Source organism: Pseudomonas sp. B8(2017) (genome assembly GCF_002113575.1).
In the GTDB taxonomy this organism is placed as follows: Bacteria; Pseudomonadota; Gammaproteobacteria; order Pseudomonadales; family Pseudomonadaceae; genus Aquipseudomonas; species Aquipseudomonas putida_Z.
Map to the genome: position 1 here is coordinate 1 of NZ_NEIO01000032.1, position 16283 is coordinate 16283.

Sequence of the window (16283 nt, forward strand, 5' to 3'; positions counted from 1 at the left end):
GCGCAACTGGTCGGTGTGCATCGGGTGGAAGATGATTTCGCTATCGTCTGCCAGGCGATAGGGGCGCCCTGTATCCGGGCGCGGGGCGTAGGCCTCGCGGAGCAGCAGAATTGGCAGGCCGGAGCGTTCGCAGGCATTACAGGTGCCGTAGGTGTTGGGGATCTCTTCCTGCATGGCGATGTGGATGGCTTTGCTGATGCTCATCAGGAGTTCCTTTTCCAGTGATTTGACGCAACGGCCAAAACACTAGCGAGGAACGCCTTCGCGGGGGAGCAATGGGCTTCCTAAAACGTTGTAGGATTTTTCGCTTTAGTGCCCCTGTAGGAGCGGCCTTGCGTCGCGACGGGCTGCGCAGCAGCCCCAGGATCTTGAATGCGATAAAGGCCTATTGCCCCAACATCTGCCGCACCAGCCACTGCCCCGCCGGCCCGAGCGCGCGCCGGCTCGACCAGGCCACGTCCATGTCAACCCGTCGCGGGTACCCGGCCACCTGCAGCTCCACCAGCCCACTGCCAAACCGCGCCACCAGTGCCCTGGGCAGTTCGGCCCAGCCGAACCCGCGTACGGCGAACTCCAGCAGGGTGAGGTAGTCCGGTGCCGACCAGGCCTGGCCACGACCGTGGTGCAAGCTGGGGGCATAGGTCTTGATATACAGCTGCCGGACGTTCTCCAGGTGCTGCGTCTGCACCTGGGGCAAAGCCGCCAACGGATGCCCGCTGGCCACGTACACCCCAAACTCTGCCTGCTCGGGCAAGCGTGCCACGGCAACGTCAGCGGGGTAGCTGGGCTGGGTGGCAAGAATGCCGACGTGTGCCAGTCCCTGCTGGATCAGCTCGATCACATCGGCATCTTCCGAGGGGCCGCAGCGCAGCTCGGTATGCGGGTAGTGCTGGGCGAAGCGGGCCATCACCGCGCCCTGGAAGGTCACGCTGTAGCTGTCCGACATCACCACCGAGACCAGTGCCTCGACGTTTTCCGCCAACCGCACCGCCAGGGCATCGAGCTGGGCGCTGGCATCGAGAATCGCCTCGACATGGCTCAGCACCTGCCGCCCTGCCTCGTTCAGCGTGGGGTGACGACCGCCACGCTCGAACAGCGGGCAACCCACATCGGCCTCGAAATTGGCGATGGCGATGCTGATGGTGGACTGGCTTTTGCGCAACTTGCGCGCCGCAGCGGAAAACGAACCTAGCGATGCAGCTTCGACAAAGGCGACCAGAGCTTCGGGTGAGTAGCGCATGGTATTGATAAAACCGATGGTAGCTATGTCGCGAGTATCAGTTCTATCAAAGAAAATAGGAAGCACGACTCACGCAATGGATGGAATTTGCAATGAAAAACGTCTCTTTCACCGAACGCCTGGTTCACGCCGTCGGTTATGAAGTGTTCGCCGTGCTGCTGTGTGCGCCGCTGTTGTCCTGGATCATGGGCAAGTCGCTGGCGACGGCGGGGGCGCTGGCGGTGTCCCTGTCGGTGATCGCCATGCTGTGGAACATGGTCTACAACGCGTTGGTCGATCGCTACGTGCGGGTCGAACGCATCCACTGGAAGGCCAGCGCACGCTTTGTGCACGGCCTGGGCTTCGAAGCCGGGCTGGTGGTGTGGTGCCTGCCGGTGGCGGCGTGGATGCTGGAGATTTCGTTGCTGCAGGCGTTCATGGTGGAGTTGGGCTTCTTCGTGATCATCCTGCCCTACACCGTGCTGTACAACTGGGCCTTCGACAAAGCCCGGCACCTGCTGATGCAGCGTCGCCTTGCATGAGAACTAACTGCCCTGCGCGGCCCCTCGATTTGTGCATTGTGCGGATATCCTGGGGCCGCTTCGCAGCCCTTTCGCGACACAAGGCCGCTCCTACAGGGACGGTGCAGGTTTCAGGAGCGGCTTTCGCCGCGAACACCGGCGCAGCCGGTGCCATCAGCCAATAAAAAACGGGGCATGCCATCGCTGGCCTACCCCGTTTTTCAAACCGTTAAAGCGCCTCAGGCAACCTTGACGATCCAGCCAGCCGGTGCTTCCACGTCACCGCTCTGGATACCGGTCAGCTCATTGTAGAGCTTCTGGGTAACCGGGCCGACCTTTTCCAGGTCGTGGAACACGTGCAGCTTGCCGTTGTACTCGATGCCGCCGATCGGGGTGATCACCGCAGCGGTACCGCAGGCGCCGGCTTCGATGAAGCGGTCCAGCTTGTTGATTTCCACATCGCCTTCGATCACGGTCAGGCCCAGGCGCGATTGCGCCAGTTCCATCAGCGACAGGCGGGTGATGCCTGGCAGCACCGAAGCCGATTTCGGGGTGACGAACTCGTTGTTGGCGGTGATGCCGAAGAAGTTGGCCGAGCCGACTTCCTCGATCTTGGTGTGGGTCAGCGGGTCGAGGTAGATGGCGTCGGCGAAGTTGGCTTTCTTCGCTTCTGCACCCGGCTGCAGGCTGGCGGCGTAGTTGCCACCGACCTTGGCCGCGCCAGTGCCTTGTGGGGCTGCGCGGTCGAAGCTGGAGATCTGGAAGTTGTGCGGCTTCATGCCGCCCTTGAAGTACGAGCCAACCGGGATGGCGAAGATCGAGAAGATGAACTCGGGGGCGGTGCGCACGCCAATGTTGTCACCGGTGCCGATCACGAACGGACGCAGGTAGAGGGCGCCTTTACCATGCGGTGGCACGAACTTCTCGTTGGCCTTGACCACTTGCTTGCACGCCTCGATGAACACATCGGTCGGCACCTGCGGCATCAGCAGGCGGGCGCAGCTGCGCTGCATGCGGGCGGCGTTCTGGTCCGGGCGGAACAGGTTGATCGAACCGTCCTTGCAACGGTAGGCCTTGAGGCCTTCGAAGCACTGCTGGCCGTAGTGCAGGGCCGTGGAGCCTTCACTGATGTGCAGTACGTTGTCTTCGGTCAGGGTGCCTTTGTCCCACTCGCCATTGCGCCATACGGACAGGTAGCGTTTGTCGGTCTTGATGTAGTCGAAACCCAGCTTGTCCCAATTAATGCTTTCGTTGCTCATGACACCCTCATTGTCTTGCAAGTGCCCGATTGCTCGGGCTGCTGTTATATGCGCACCACGCCACCATAATACATCCGTGGCAGATCGGGAACGGCCAGTCACGAATTGATAGCCTGCAATGCATTCATTGCGGCTTCTACAGGTGCAGGTACTCGTCCAGCGCCAGCTGGTCGAGCAGTACCTGGTCGTGGGACGCCACCACCAGCGCCCCGCGAAACTGCCCGAGCATGTGTTCCAGTGCGGCCAGAGACGGCAGGTCCAGGTGGTTGCCCGGTTCGTCCAGCAGCAACAGGTCGAGCGGCCGTTCGCGGTACAGCACGGCGGCCAGTGCCGCCTTCATCCGCTCACCGCCGCTGAGCAGGCCGCTGGGCAGTTCGATGCGGGCCGCATCCAGGCCCAGTTGCGCCAGGCGGCTGCGCAAGTCGCCCTGGGCCAGGGTCGGGTTTGCCTGGCGCAGGTGGTCGAGCACGCTGGTGTGGCCTGGTAATGCGCTGCAGTGCTGGTCGAGCAGGGCGGTTTCACCACTGAGGCGCAGGCTGTCGGGCGGTGCTGGCAACTCACCGTTGATCAGCCTGAGCAGGGTGGACTTGCCACTGCCATTGGCGCCGACCAGGCCCACCCGCTGGCCCAGGCACAAGCGCAGGTTCAGTGGTTTGCGCGTGCCGCGGGGCAGGTGCAGTGCCTGCAGGGCCAGCACTTCGCGGCCCGGATGGCGCTGCGGCGTGGGTGCATGCAGGGTAATGGCGCTGTCCTGCTCGACTTCGCGGGCGGCGTCACGCACTTTGCCCTGCAGCGCCTGCCGGGCGTCGCGATGGTCGCGGCGCTGCTTGCCCGCAGTGGCCTGGCTGCGTTGCTGCTGGCGGTCGACCAGGATCTTGGCCTGGTTGGCGTGCCTGGCGTTGCGCCCGGCGCGGGCCTGATGACGTTCCAGGTCTTCGCGCTGGCGCTGCAGTTCGCGCGCCTGGCGTTGCTGCTCCTGTTTCAGCCGGGCAAGTTGCTGTTGGGCCAGCGCCGTCTGGCTGGCTTTCTGGGCCGAATAGAAGCTGTAGTTGCCGCCATAGGCCTGCAAGCCCAGGCTGGACAATTCGACGATGCGCGTCATGTGCGCGAGCAGGCTGCGATCATGGCTGATCACCAGCAAGCCCCGGTCCCAGGCTTCGATCATGCTCAGCAGTTGGGCGCGGGCGTCGCTGTCCAGGTGATTGCTCGGTTCGTCGAGGATCAGGTAGTCCGCTTCGCTGAGCCAGGCGCCGACCAGCGCCACGCGCATGGCCTGGCCACCGCTCAGGCTGTGGGCGGGCTGGTGCCAGTCGAGCTGGCCCAGGCCGTGGCGTTGCAGGTGCCCCTGCAATTGCTCGCGGATATCCCAGCGTTCGCCAACGGTGTCGAAGTCACTGGGTGCGACGCTGCCTTGCTCGATGCGCTCCAGCGCAGCGAGCACCGCGCCCACCTGGGCCAGGTCGGCGACCGTGGCGCTGTGCTCGATCACCTGCTGGTCCAGAAGATGGATGCGCCCAAGGCGCCGACACTGGCCGCTGCTTGGTTCGCGCTGGCCGGCAAGTATCTGCCCGAGCAGGCTCTTGCCCACACCGTTGCGCCCGACCAGGCCGGTGCGGCGTTGGTCGAAGGTTTCGCTGAGGTCGGTAAATAACAGCCTGCCGTCAGGCAAGGCCAAGGAGACGCTGTCCAGCGTCAGGATCGACGTGTTCGTCATGCACAACTCCACAAATGCCGCGACATCTCCGGAGCGAACCGGAGGCTGAAGACTGGCCGTCGAAGGGACGGCGGCATCAATGGCGCATTGGACGAACACCTCGTGACAGGGGAATGCGTAGCCTAACGGATAGAGGCATCGTTGTCGCCGGAAAACAGATTCCGCGAGTGCGCCGCGGCCCCTGTAGGAGCGGCCTTGTGTCGCGATAGGGCTGCGAAGCAGCCCCAGGGTTTCAGCATAGAGGCACAAATTGCTGGGGCTGCTTCGCAGCCCTATCGCGACACAAGGCCGCTCCTACAAGAGCCAGGACCGCGCATGCCCCTGGTTCAGCGCCCCATCAAGCGCTTGCTCCAGTCGCCCCCGTGGCTCTGCTGGCAGGCCTCTTCACTGTCAAACCGCACATGCCAGGCCGGATGATCCAGCTGAATGCCGGCCTGTTCCAAAGCCAGGCCGGTCAGCGCCAGCATGCGTACCTTCGCGTCGCCCGCCACGGCGGCGGCCTTGTCGGCCTCTCGTTCGAACACCCAGGTAATACGCAGGCTGGCCGGAAAATCCTCGGGAGCCAGACGATGGGTAAGCCAGCTGAAACCGATGATCTCCGCCTTGGCGGTTTCGCAGGCTTCGGTCAGGCAAACCACCAGTTCACGCTCCAGGCGTGCCATATCGCGCTTGTTCAGGGGTTTCACCGGGGGGCCTCGCTGCTCAAAGCCACCACTGTAACGCAGTTGCGCCACTTGTTGTCGGCCAGCCCGACAGCAATGGTTGACCACCCGCCAGCCACTGCGTAGCCTTGCCACTTCGAGGTTCTTCGGCCAGGCCGAAGCTAAGACGGGAACGCGGTACAAGCCGCGGCTGCCCCCGCAACTGTAAGCACCGACAACGGATCGACACAGCCACTGCGCCCGCGCGCGGGAAGGCGTCATCCCGCCAGCCCGCTGCACCAGCGGGCACATGGAACGGTGCGAGCCAGGAGACCTGCCTCGTCACGTTTTCGACTTTCAACCGGGCGGGGTGATCCGGTGGCGAACAAGCCCGGCCGGCCTGGCCCGTGGCTGTCGTCCTGCATGCCCGCGCCAATCTGCCAAGGGCAATGCGACATGAAAACACTGGCCAAGCTCCCCGTCACCATCGTCACCGGCTTCCTCGGCTCGGGCAAGACTACCTTGCTGCGCCACATGCTCGACAACGCCCAGGGCCGCCGCATTGCGGTGATCGTCAACGAGTTCGGCGAACTGGGCATTGACGGCGAAATCCTCAAGCAGTGCAGCATCGGTTGCACCGAAGAAGAAGCCACCGGCCGCGTCTACGAGCTGGCCAACGGCTGCCTGTGCTGCACGGTGCAGGAAGAGTTCTTCCCGGTGATGCGCGAGCTGGTGGCACGCCGTGGCGACCTGGACCATATCCTCATCGAAACCAGCGGCCTGGCCCTGCCCAAACCGCTGGTGCAAGCCTTCCAGTGGCCGGAAATCCGCAATGCCTGCACCGTCGACGCGGTGATCACGGTGGTCGATAGCCCTGCGGTGGCCGCCGGTACCTTCGCCGCCTACCCGGACCAGGTCGATGCCCAGCGCAAGCTCGACCCCAACCTGGACCACGAGTCGCCGCTGCACGAACTGTTCGCCGACCAGCTGGCCAGCGCCGACCTGGTGGTGCTGAACAAGGCCGACCTGATCGACGCCCAAGGCCTGGCCAAGGTCCGCGCCGAGGTGGCCGAAGAACTGCCGCCGGCGGTCAAGGTGATCGAGGCCAGCAGCGGCAAGCTGCCGCTGGAGGTGCTGCTGGGCGTGGGCGCCGAGTCCGAGGCGCACATCGATGGCCGCCGTACCCACCACGATTCGCATCATGACGGCGATGACCATGACGATCATGACCACGACGCCTTCGACTCCATCTCCATCGACCTGCCCGAAGCCGACGAAAGCCTGCTGCTCGACGCCCTGACCCAGCTGGTGGTGGAATTCGGCATCCTGCGCGCCAAAGGCTTCGCTGCCATCCCGGGCAAGCCGATGCGCCTGCTGGTACAAGGCGTGGGCACCCGTTTCGACAAGCACTTCGACCGCGCCTGGCGCGCCGACGAGCCGCGCATCACCCGCCTGGTGCTGATCGGCCAGGACCTCGACGCCGCCCAGCTGGAAGCGCGCCTGCGCCAGGCACTGGGCGCCTGACCCATGCACCTGCTGCGGACCCAGCCCGGCGGCTTCGTGCCGGATGACAGCATTGCCGACCTCGGCCAGACGCCCGCCGAGCTGGTGATTCTCTGCAGCGGCGATTCGCACCTGGCATTGCTCGCCGATACCGCCGAGCAATTGCCCGAGGATTACCCCAGCCTTCGCCTGGCCAACCCGATGCAGGTACAGAACCATGCCTCGGTCGACCTGTACGTCGACCAGGTGCTGCGCCATGCCAAAGTCATCCTGGTGTCGCTGCACGGCGGCGTCGGTTACTGGCGCTATGGCGTCGAGCAACTGGTCGAACTGGCCGGCCGTGGCGTGCATCTGATCCTGGTGCCGGGCGACGACCGCCCGGACCCGGAGCTGACCAGCCTGGGCAGTGTCAGCGGCGAGCAGGCCGAGCGCCTCTGGCACTACCTGCGCCAGGGCGGCAAGGCCAACGCCATCAACCTGTTCAACTGCCTGGCCAGCCAATGGCTGGGCCGCGACTATGCCTGGGACGAGCCGCAGCCTTTGCCGCGCACCGCCGTGTATCACCCGGCCAAGGGCAGCGCTACGCTGGAGGACTGGTACCCGCAGTGGCATCCCGAACAGCCGGTGGCGCCACTGCTGTTCTACCGCTCGCACCTGCAGGCGGCCAACACCGCGTTCATCGATGTGTTCTGCCAGCGCCTGCAGGCCGCCGGGCTCAACCCATTGCCGATCGCCGTGGCCAGCCTCAAGGAAAGCGCCTGCCTGGAGCAGGTCGAAGCCTGGCTGGACGAGGTGGGTGCCGAAGTGCTGGTCAACACCACCGGCTTTGCCCTGTCCAGCCCCGAACGGCCCAACCTGCGGCCGTTCCGTCGCGACATCCCGGTGCTGCAGGCCATCTGCGCGCAAGACAACCAGCCCGGCTGGGAAGCCAGCGAGCAGGGCCTGGGGGCACGTGACCTGGCCATGCACATTGCCCTGCCCGAACTGGACGGGCGCATCATCACCCGCCCGGTCAGTTTCAAGGACATGGCCTGGCGCAGCGAGCGCAGCCAGTCCGACGTGGTCTGCTACCGCGCCCACCCCGAGCGCATGGACTTTGTCGCCGAACTGGCCCGCCGCTGGGTCGAACTGGCGCGCCTGCCGAATGCGCAAAAGCGCGTGGCCCTGGTGCTGGCCAACTACCCGACCCGGGATGGCCGCATTGGCAACGGCGTTGGCCTGGACACCCCAGCGGCGGCGCTGAACATCCTCAAGGCCCTGCAGGCCGAAGGCTATCCGCTGGCCGACTTGCCGGGCAGCGGTACGCAACTGATCCACCAGTTGCTCGGCGGCGTGACCAACGACCTCGACCATCTGGACCTGCGCCCCTGCGCGCAGAGCCTGAGCCTGGCCGACTACCAGGCCGCCTTCGAGCGCCTGCCCGAGGCCAACCGCCAGGCCGTGCTGGAGCGCTGGGGGCCACCGCAGCAGGACCTTATGTACCGCAGTGGCCGGCTAATGGTGGCCGGCCTGCGCTTTGGCTTGACCTTCGTCGGCATCCAGCCGGCGCGGGGCTACCAGGTTGACCCCAGCGCGGTGTACCACGACCCGGACCTGGTGCCGCCGCACGGCTACCTGGCGTTTCACTTCTGGCTGCGCCATGCCTTTGCCGCCGACGCGGTGATCCACGTCGGCAAGCACGGCAACCTCGAATGGCTGCCCGGCAAGGGCGTCGGGTTGTCGGCGCAGTGCTGGCCGGACGCCTTGCTCGGCCCGCTGCCAAATATCTACCCGTTCATCGTCAACGACCCGGGCGAGGGTGCCCAGGCCAAGCGCCGCACCCAGGCGGTGATCATCGACCACCTGATGCCGCCGCTGACCCGTGCCGAAACCTATGGCCCGTTGCGCCACCTGGAGCAATTGGCCGACGAGTTCTACGAAGCACAGCTGCTCGACCCGCGGCGCGCCCGGGAGTTGCAGCGCGACATTCTCGAACTGGTCAAGGCCAACCACATCGACCGCGAACTGCAACTGGAAGGCCAACTAGACGATGCCGCCGTGTGGCTGCCGCGCCTGGACACCTACCTGTGCGACCTGAAGGAATCGCAGATTCGCGATGGCCTGCATGTGTTCGGCCAGTCCCCGGAAGGGCGGCTGCGCCTGGATACCCTGCTGGCGCTGTTGCGGGTCGAGCGTGGCGACGGTCGCGGTGGCAATGCCAGCCTGCTGCGGGCTTTGGCCAAGGCGCTGGTGCCGGGTTTCGACCCGCTCGATTGCGAACTCGGGCAGCCATGGCAGGGCGCACGCCCCGAGCAGTTGCAGGCCATGAGCAGCGAGCCCTGGCGCACCTGTGGCGATACCCGCGAACGCCTCGAAGTGTTGGCGCTGCAGGTAATCGACCAGGCGCTGGGCGGAACAGCACAGTTACCAGCCCAGAGCGAATGGCAGCCGGTGCACGATGTGGTGCAGGCGCTGCGCGAAGCGGTGGCACCCAGCCTGGACGCCTGCGGCAGCGCCGAAATGAATGGCCTGCTGGCGGCGCTGGCCGGGCGTTTCGTGCCCGCCGGCCCCAGTGGCGCGCCCAGCCGTGGGCGCCTGGACGTGCTGCCCACCGGTCGCAACTTCTATACCGTGGACGTGCGCAACCTGCCCACCACCACCGCCTGGCGCCTGGGCTTCGCCTCGGCCAACCTGATCCTCGAACGCCACCTGCAGGACCACGGCGATCACCTGCGCCAACTCGGCCTTTCGGTGTGGGGCACGGCAACCATGCGTACCGGTGGCGACGACATCGCCCAGGCCATGGCGCTGATGGGCGTGCGACCGGTGTGGGCCACCGGCAGCCAGCGGGTCGACGATTTCGAGATCCTGCCGCTCAGCCTGCTCGACCGCCCGCGGGTGGACGTGACCTTGCGCGTTTCCGGCTTTTTCCGTGATGCCTTCGGCAACCTCATCCGCCTGTTCGATGCCGCAGTGCAGGCGGTGGCCGCGCTGGACGAACCCGACGATCTCAACCCCCTGGCCGCCCGCGTGCGTAGCGAGCGTGCCGCGCTGCAGGCGCAGGGCGTGGACGCCGAGCAGGCCGCGCGCCAGGCTGGCTGGCGGGTGTTCGGTGCCAAGCCCGGGGCCTACGGCGCCGGGGTGCAGAACGCCATCGACGGGCGCCTGTGGCACAGCCGCGACGACCTGGCCGAGGTCTACCTCAACCACGGCGGCTATGCCTACGGCACCAGCGACGACGGTACCCCGGCCCGCGCCCAGTTCGCCCAGCGCCTGGCCAAGGTGCAGGCGGTGCTGCAGAACCAGGACAACCACGAACACGACCTGCTCGATTCCAACGACTACTACCAGTTCCAGGGTGGCATGCTGGCGGCGTCGGAAACCTTGTCCGGTGCGGCAGTGGCCAGTTACCACGGCGACCACAGCCAGGCCGACCGGCCGCGCATCCGCACCCTCAAGGAAGAGCTGAACCGGGTCATCCGCGCCCGGGCGCTGAACCCGAAGTGGATCGACGGGGTCAAGCGCCATGGCTACAAAGGCGCCTTCGAGATGGCGGCGACGGTCGACAACCTGTTCGCCTTCGACGCCACCACGCAGCTGATCGACGACCATCATTACCAGGCGCTGGCCGATGCCTACGTGCTCGACCCGGCGACCCGCGACTTCATGCGCGAGCACAACCCCGAGGCCCTGCGCGACCTTACCGAGCGTTTGCTGGAGGCCCAGCAGCGCGGCCTGTGGCAGGCGCCTGGCGACTACCGCGAAGCCCTCGAGGAACAACTGCTCGACGGCGAGGAACAGGCTTGAAATGAGTGAACCCGTGCAATTTCCACTGGCAGCCGTGGTCGGTGCCGACGACCTGAAACTGGCGCTGTGCCTGACCGCCATCGACCCGAAGATCGGCGGCGTGCTGATCGAGGGGCCGCGTGGCATGGCCAAGAGCACCCTGGCCCGTGGCCTGGCCGACCTGCTCGGCGAGGGCCCGTTCGTCACCCTGCCACTGGGCGCCAGCGAAGAACGGTTGGTCGGCACTCTCGACCTGGATGCCGCGCTGGGGCAGGGCAAGGCGCAGTTTTCCCCGGGGGTGCTGGCCCAGGCCGATGGCGGCGTGCTGTATGTCGATGAGGTCAACCTGCTGCCCGATACCCTGGTCGACCTGCTGCTCGATGTGGCGGCCAGTGGCACCAACCGCATCGAGCGCGACGGCATCTCGCACCGGCACAGTGCCCGCTTCGTACTGATCGGCACCATGAACCCGGAGGAGGGCGAACTGCGCCCGCAGTTGCTCGACCGCTTTGGCCTCAACGTGGCCCTGGAAGGCTTGCCCGAGCCTGAGGCGCGTCAGCAGATCATTCGCCGCCGTCTGGCCTTCGACAGCGACCCGCAAGCCTTCTGCGCGCAATGGGCCGAGGCCCAGGCGCAATTGCGCGAGCGCTGCCAGGTGGCGCGCCAGGCCCTGGCCGGCATTGCCCTGGACGACCAGGCGCTGGCCTGGATCACCGAACGCTGCTACGCCGCCGGGGTCGACGGCCTGCGCGCCGACCTGGTCTGGCTGCGCGCCGCACGCGCCCACTGTGCCTGGCGCGGTGGCGAGGCCATCGAAGAGGCCGATGTCGATGCAGTGGCCGAGTTCGCCTTGCGCCATCGCCGGCGCGTTGCGCCCCAGGCCAACCCCCCTGCAGCACCGCCGCAGCCTGAGCAACAACCCGATCGGCAAGGCGCAGGCAACCCTGGCGAACAGGGCGGGCAGGGCGACTGGGGCGCGATGGCGGCGCAGCCGGTGGCCAGCGGCGCCCGCCGCGAGGTGCCGAACTGGGCAAAAAAGCCCTGAGCATCCCCCAGCCACCTGCCAAAGGGGCGGATGCCAAAGCAGGCGCAGGCAAGCAGTACGGTGCCAGCCGAGGGCGGTCGCGCAGTGCCACGGCCGGTCGGGTGGCCTGGCTGCCGACCCTGCTCAAGGGCCGGCCACGCCAGCGCCAGGACCTGTGCTGGCAACAACGCCAGAGCAGGCCCGCAGAACTGTGGCTGATAATCGTCGATGCGTCGGCCTCGACCCGCCGCCACCAGGCGTTGGCACAAACCAAAGGGCTGCTGGCGGCGCTGTTCGACCAGGCCTACCGCCAGCGTGCCCGGCTGGCCCTGCTTACCGCCAGCGGGCGCACGCCGCAGTGGCAGCGCCACGGCCTGAAGGCCTCGGCCGCTTTGCAACCCTGGCTGCAAGCCTTGGGTGCCGGTGGCGGCACGCCGTTGATCGCAGCACTGGAACAGGCTCGGCACTGGTTGCAGGCGCGGCAACGGGCCCACCCTGAAGAAGCATTGCGCTGCCTGGTGTTTACCGACGGTCGCCTGCAGCACTGGAATGCCGTGCAACCAATGCCGTGTGCCACTTTGCTGGTGGATATGGAACTGGCGCCAGTGCGCCTGGGCCGTGCGCAGCGTCTGGCGCAACAACTTCAGGCTGATTACCAGCACCTGCAACAGTTCAGGTTGGTGGATTGAAAAAGTATCGATGCGACACTATGTCGCAATAAGAAAAGTTGCCAGAACAGCAACCCGGAAGTTGTACAAGTGCGTGGCGGTGCACGCACTTGGTTTGCCGGCCGATATTATTTCGGCATCGACCACGGTTGCAGGTCGTAACCTTTTTCGCACAGTTCGGCGCGCACTTCCTCGATCAGGCTGGCCCACTGGGCCGGGTCGGAGTAGATACGCGAGGACACTTGCTTGCTGCCGATGCGGGTGCTGGTCCGGTCGATCACTGCCAGGCTCAGTTCACCAGTACCGTTGGGTGCATCCCAGGCTACGCACTGGAAAGGTTCGAAGGCGTGGTCGGCAATCAGCAGTGCTTCGTTGACACGGAGCGGGGCATTCATGGTTCGGTCTCTCTATGGTCCCAAACATCCAGGTAAGTCCGCGTTGCTTCAAAGTCGCCTCGGTTATCGCGAAGTGCAGCGCGGGGTTATGTGTACTGATGCTCGTTGTCCGGGGGCGAGTCACACATTGGTTGTAAAAAAATTTGCCAGGTTCGAATCCGTTCTTGCCCATGCCGCCATGTGATGTCGATAAAGTGCGAAAATTCCCGTCACTGATTGTAAAAAAATGATTCGGCAGACAGACGGTACTGGGAACCGTCAACTTCGTTGCTACTGTTAATCGGGCGCCACAACTTACTGTTTTATTTCACAAAACCGAAAACTGGCGCCAAGGATCGGTCATGCAGCAGCCTGCCGCCCAACGCCGTTTGCTCATCGTCGACCCCTGCGATGACTGCCACCGTTTGTTGCCTGGATTGCGCAGCGCAGGCTGGGATGTGGACAGCTGCATGCTCGGTGCCGCGCTGGATCATCCTTGCGATGTGGGCCTGTTGCGCTTGCAGGCGTCGCACCTCAGGCGCCCGGACGGGGTCAAGGACTTGATCAAGCGCAGCAACACCGAATGGATTGCCGTGCTCAGCGCCGAACAGTTGCGCATGCCGGCCGTCGGCGATTTCGTTTGTGAATGGTTCTTCGACTTCCACACCTTGCCGTTCGACGTTTCCCGCGTGCAGGTCACCCTGGGCCGGGCCTTCGGCATGGCGCGCCTGCGTGGCAAAGGGCTGGCGAGGGTGGATGAAACCAGCCACGAGCTGCTCGGTGACAGCCGCCCGATCCGCGAGTTGCGCAAGCTGCTGGGCAAACTGGCGCCTACTGAATCGCCGGTGCTGATCCGCGGTGAAAGCGGTACCGGCAAGGAACTGGTGGCCCGCACCCTGCACCGTCAGTCGCAACGCAGCGAGCAGCCGTTCATTGCCATCAACTGCGGGGCGATCCCCGAGCACCTGATCCAGTCGGAACTGTTCGGCCATGAGAAGGGCGCCTTCACCGGTGCTCATCAGCGCAAGGCCGGGCGCATCGAAGCGGCCCATGGTGGCACGTTGTTCCTCGACGAAATTGGCGACCTGCCGCTGGAGTTGCAGGCCAACCTGCTGCGTTTTCTGCAGGAAAAGCACATTGAACGCGTGGGGGGCAGCCAGCCGATCCCGGTGGATGTGCGGGTGCTGGCGGCTACCCACGTGGACCTGGAACGGGCCATCGAGCAAGGGCGTTTTCGCGAAGACCTGTATTACCGCCTGAACGTGTTGCAGGTAGTGACCGCGCCTTTGCGCGACCGGCATGGCGACCTGTCGATGCTGGCCAGTCATTTTGCCCATTTCTACAGCCTGGAAACCGGGCGTCGACCGCGTTCGTTCAGCGACCATGCCTTGGCGGCCATGGGCCGGCATGACTGGCCGGGCAATGTCCGCGAGTTGGCCAACCGGGTGCGGCGCGGGTTGGTGCTGGCCGAAGGTCGGCAAATCGAGGCGCAGGACCTGGGATTGCAGACCCTTGACCAGATGCAGCAACCGCTGGGTACGCTGGAGGAGTACAAGCACCGGGCCGAGCGCCAGGCGCTGTGCGATGTACTCAGCCGGCATAGTAACAACCTGAGCGTGGCGGCCAAGGTGCTAGGTATATCGCGGCCGACTTTCTATCGGTTGCTGCACAAGCATCAGATTCGCTGAGCAGCAGCGCAAAAGGTCATGCGGTCCCTGTGGGAGCGGGCATGCCCGCGAAGCAGGCGCCGCGGAGGATGGCACCGGCTACGCCGGTGTTCGCGGGCATGCCCGCTCCCACACTAACCGTGCAGGCTTCAAGGTCTTTGATTCAGGCCATTGCCACTACAGGCCTGGCGCCAGCCCCGGGACCTTGCGCGATCCCTGTGGGAGCGGGCATGCCCGCGAAGCAGGCGCTGCGGTGAATGGCACCGGCTACGCCGGTGTTCGCGGGTAAACCCGCTCCCACACTGACCGTGCAGGCTTCAAGGTCTTTGATTCAGGCCATTGCCTCTACAGGCATGGCGCCAGCCCTGCGGCCTTGCGCGATCCCTGTGGGAGCGGGCATGCCCGCGAAGCAGGCGCCGCGGTGGATGGCACCGGCTACGCCGGTGTTCGCGGGTAAACCCGCTCCCACACTGACCGTGCAGGCTTCAAGGTCCTCTACAGGCATGGCGCCAAGCCTAAGCCCTGCGCGATCCCTGTAGGAGCGGCCTTGTGTCGCGATCGGGCGCGAAGCGGCCGCCAAACCTGCATCCCGTATCTCCAGGACACACGGCAGCGCCTGAATTGCGGCCGCTGCGCGCCCGATCGCGACACAAGGCCGCTCCTACACCGGACAGGCTTCACAATTATTAACAAAGTATCAAATGAGACAAAATTGACTCATTTTGCCTTCGCCAATATCATTCGGGCCGTTTTTCCATCTAAAGCTCGGGTGAATCATGAGCAACTTGCGTGCAATAGGAATGGCCAGCTGCCTGGCGGCAGCAGTCGCGCTGGCCGGCTGCGGCGAAGCGGAAGCGCCGCCGTCTGCGGCCCAAAGCGCCTTTCCGGTGCAGACCGTGACGGTCGCCAGCGAACCCCTGACCCTGGCGGCAACCCTGCCGGGCCGGGTCGAACCCATGCGTGTCGCCGAGGTGCGCGCACGGGTGGCCGGCATCGTCCTGCACAAGCGTTTTGAAGAGGGCGCCGACGTCAAGGCCGGCGATGTGCTGTTCCAGATCGACCCTGCGCCATTCAAGGCCGCGCTGGCACGCGCCGAAGCCGACCTGGCCAAAGCCCGGTCGGTAATGCTCGAAGCCCAGGCGCGGGTGCGCCGCTACGAACCCTTGGTGAAAATCGAGGCGGTCAGCCAGCAGGATTTCGACACCGCCAGCGCCGAGCTGCGCAGCGGCCAGGCCGCGGTGCGTTCGGCCCAGGCCGATGTCGAGACCGCGCGCCTGAACCTGGGCTATGCCACGGTCAAGGCGCCGATCTCTGGCCGCATCGGCCGCGCACTGGTCACCGAAGGTGCACTGGTAGGGCAGGGTGACGCCACGCTCATGGCGCGTATCCAGCAGCTCGACCCGATCTACGTCGATTTCACCCAGTCCGCCGCCGATGCCTTGCGTCTGCGCCAGGCACTGAAGGACGGCGCGCTGGCGGCCGGTGACCAGCAGGCCCTGACCGCCCAGGTGGAAGGCACTGACTATGAGCGCCCGGGTGCGCTGATGTTCACCGACGTCGCGGTCGACCGCGGTACCGGCCAGGTCACCCTGCGTGGCCGCTTCGACAACGCCGACGGCATCCTGCTGCCGGGCATGTACGTGCGCGTGCGCACCCCGCAAGGCACCGACAACCAAGCCATCCTCGTCCCGCAGCGCGCCATCCAGCGCGGCAGCGACGGTGAAGCGCGGGTGATGCTGGTGAGCATTGGCGGGATTGCCGAGGCGCGCAGCGTGCGCACCGGTGCCATGCACGGTGCCCGCTGGCAGGTGACCGAGGGCCTGCGCCCGGGTGACCAGGTGATCGTTGGCAGCCCTGCCGGCCTGGCCCCGGGCATGCCGGTGGCACCGGCCCCGGCGCAACAAGCCGCGGCGCGTTGAGGCGAGGGT

Annotated in this window: 13 protein-coding genes and 1 riboswitch; of the genes, 7 read left to right on the forward strand and 6 right to left on the reverse strand. The window is 65.6% G+C overall.

The window, feature by feature from the left end:
* Together CAG22_RS25865 and CAG22_RS25870 are read right to left on the reverse strand one after the other, a co-directional pair.
* Positions 1-204: hypothetical protein (locus tag CAG22_RS25865; protein ID WP_139833458.1), on the reverse strand; the 204-nt coding region annotated here is incomplete at its 3' end.
* Positions 205-385: 181 nt separating this feature from the next.
* Positions 386-1240: a LysR family transcriptional regulator gene (locus tag CAG22_RS25870; RefSeq protein ID WP_085588381.1), complete on the reverse strand. Its 855-nt coding sequence runs from the start codon at positions 1238-1240 to the stop codon at positions 386-388.
* A gap of 92 nt (positions 1241-1332) precedes the next feature.
* Here CAG22_RS25870 and CAG22_RS25875 point away from each other — a divergent pair, with 92 nt between their 5' ends.
* A complete protein-coding gene (locus CAG22_RS25875) occupies positions 1333-1761 on the forward strand; it encodes a multidrug/biocide efflux PACE transporter (RefSeq protein WP_085588383.1) in 429 nt (142 codons plus the stop codon).
* A 218-nt stretch (positions 1762-1979) separates the two neighbouring features.
* Here the strand turns inward: CAG22_RS25875 and CAG22_RS25880 are convergent, their stop codons facing one another.
* The 3 genes from CAG22_RS25880 to CAG22_RS25890 form a co-directional block, all read right to left on the reverse strand.
* The gene (locus tag CAG22_RS25880; RefSeq protein ID WP_013972500.1) at positions 1980-2999 is read right to left on the reverse strand and encodes a branched-chain amino acid aminotransferase; all 1020 of its coding nucleotides are present in this window, start codon (positions 2997-2999) and stop codon (positions 1980-1982) included.
* 136 nt (positions 3000-3135) lie between these two features.
* Complete coding sequence (locus tag CAG22_RS25885; RefSeq protein WP_085706447.1) at positions 3136-4713, reverse strand: ATP-binding cassette domain-containing protein; 1578 nt, start codon at positions 4711-4713, stop codon at positions 3136-3138.
* 326 nt (positions 4714-5039) lie between these two features.
* Positions 5040-5399, reverse strand: a complete 360-nt coding sequence (locus tag CAG22_RS25890) for a hypothetical protein (RefSeq protein WP_085706456.1) — start codon at positions 5397-5399, stop codon at positions 5040-5042.
* Positions 5400-5497: 98 nt separating this feature from the next.
* Positions 5498-5711: riboswitch (cobalamin riboswitch) on the forward strand.
* A 99-nt stretch (positions 5712-5810) separates the two neighbouring features.
* Between CAG22_RS25890 and cobW the strand changes: the two genes are divergently transcribed.
* The 4 genes from cobW (at position 5811) to CAG22_RS25910 (ending at position 12335) form a co-directional block, all read left to right on the forward strand.
* Positions 5811-6878: a cobalamin biosynthesis protein CobW gene (gene cobW / locus CAG22_RS25895; RefSeq protein WP_085706448.1), complete on the forward strand. Its 1068-nt coding sequence runs from the start codon at positions 5811-5813 to the stop codon at positions 6876-6878.
* Between the two features lie 3 nt (positions 6879-6881).
* On the forward strand, positions 6882-10643 hold the full coding sequence (gene cobN / locus CAG22_RS25900; protein ID WP_085706449.1) for a cobaltochelatase subunit CobN: 3762 nt from the start codon (positions 6882-6884) through the stop codon (positions 10641-10643).
* Between the two features lies 1 nt (position 10644).
* Entirely contained in the window at positions 10645-11667 is a 1023-nt protein-coding gene (locus tag CAG22_RS25905; protein ID WP_085706450.1) for an ATP-binding protein, read from the forward strand.
* 101 nt (positions 11668-11768) lie between these two features.
* The gene (locus CAG22_RS25910) at positions 11769-12335 is read left to right on the forward strand and encodes a VWA domain-containing protein (protein WP_085588392.1); all 567 of its coding nucleotides are present in this window, start codon (positions 11769-11771) and stop codon (positions 12333-12335) included.
* Between the two features lie 107 nt (positions 12336-12442).
* Here CAG22_RS25910 and CAG22_RS25915 read toward each other — a convergent pair whose 3' ends face one another.
* Positions 12443-12709 (reverse strand): hypothetical protein, encoded by a 267-nt coding sequence (locus tag CAG22_RS25915; RefSeq protein ID WP_013972506.1) that lies wholly within the window; start codon positions 12707-12709, stop codon positions 12443-12445.
* Between the two features lie 341 nt (positions 12710-13050).
* On the opposite strand from CAG22_RS25915, the gene CAG22_RS25920 reads away from it, so the two are divergent.
* On the forward strand, positions 13051-14376 hold the full coding sequence (locus CAG22_RS25920; protein ID WP_085616883.1) for a sigma-54 dependent transcriptional regulator: 1326 nt from the start codon (positions 13051-13053) through the stop codon (positions 14374-14376).
* A gap of 755 nt (positions 14377-15131) precedes the next feature.
* Positions 15132-16274, forward strand: coding sequence for a MexC family multidrug efflux RND transporter periplasmic adaptor subunit (locus CAG22_RS25935; protein WP_085706452.1), 1143 nt, complete (start codon positions 15132-15134; stop codon positions 16272-16274).
* The last annotated feature ends 9 nt before the right edge of the window (positions 16275-16283 follow it).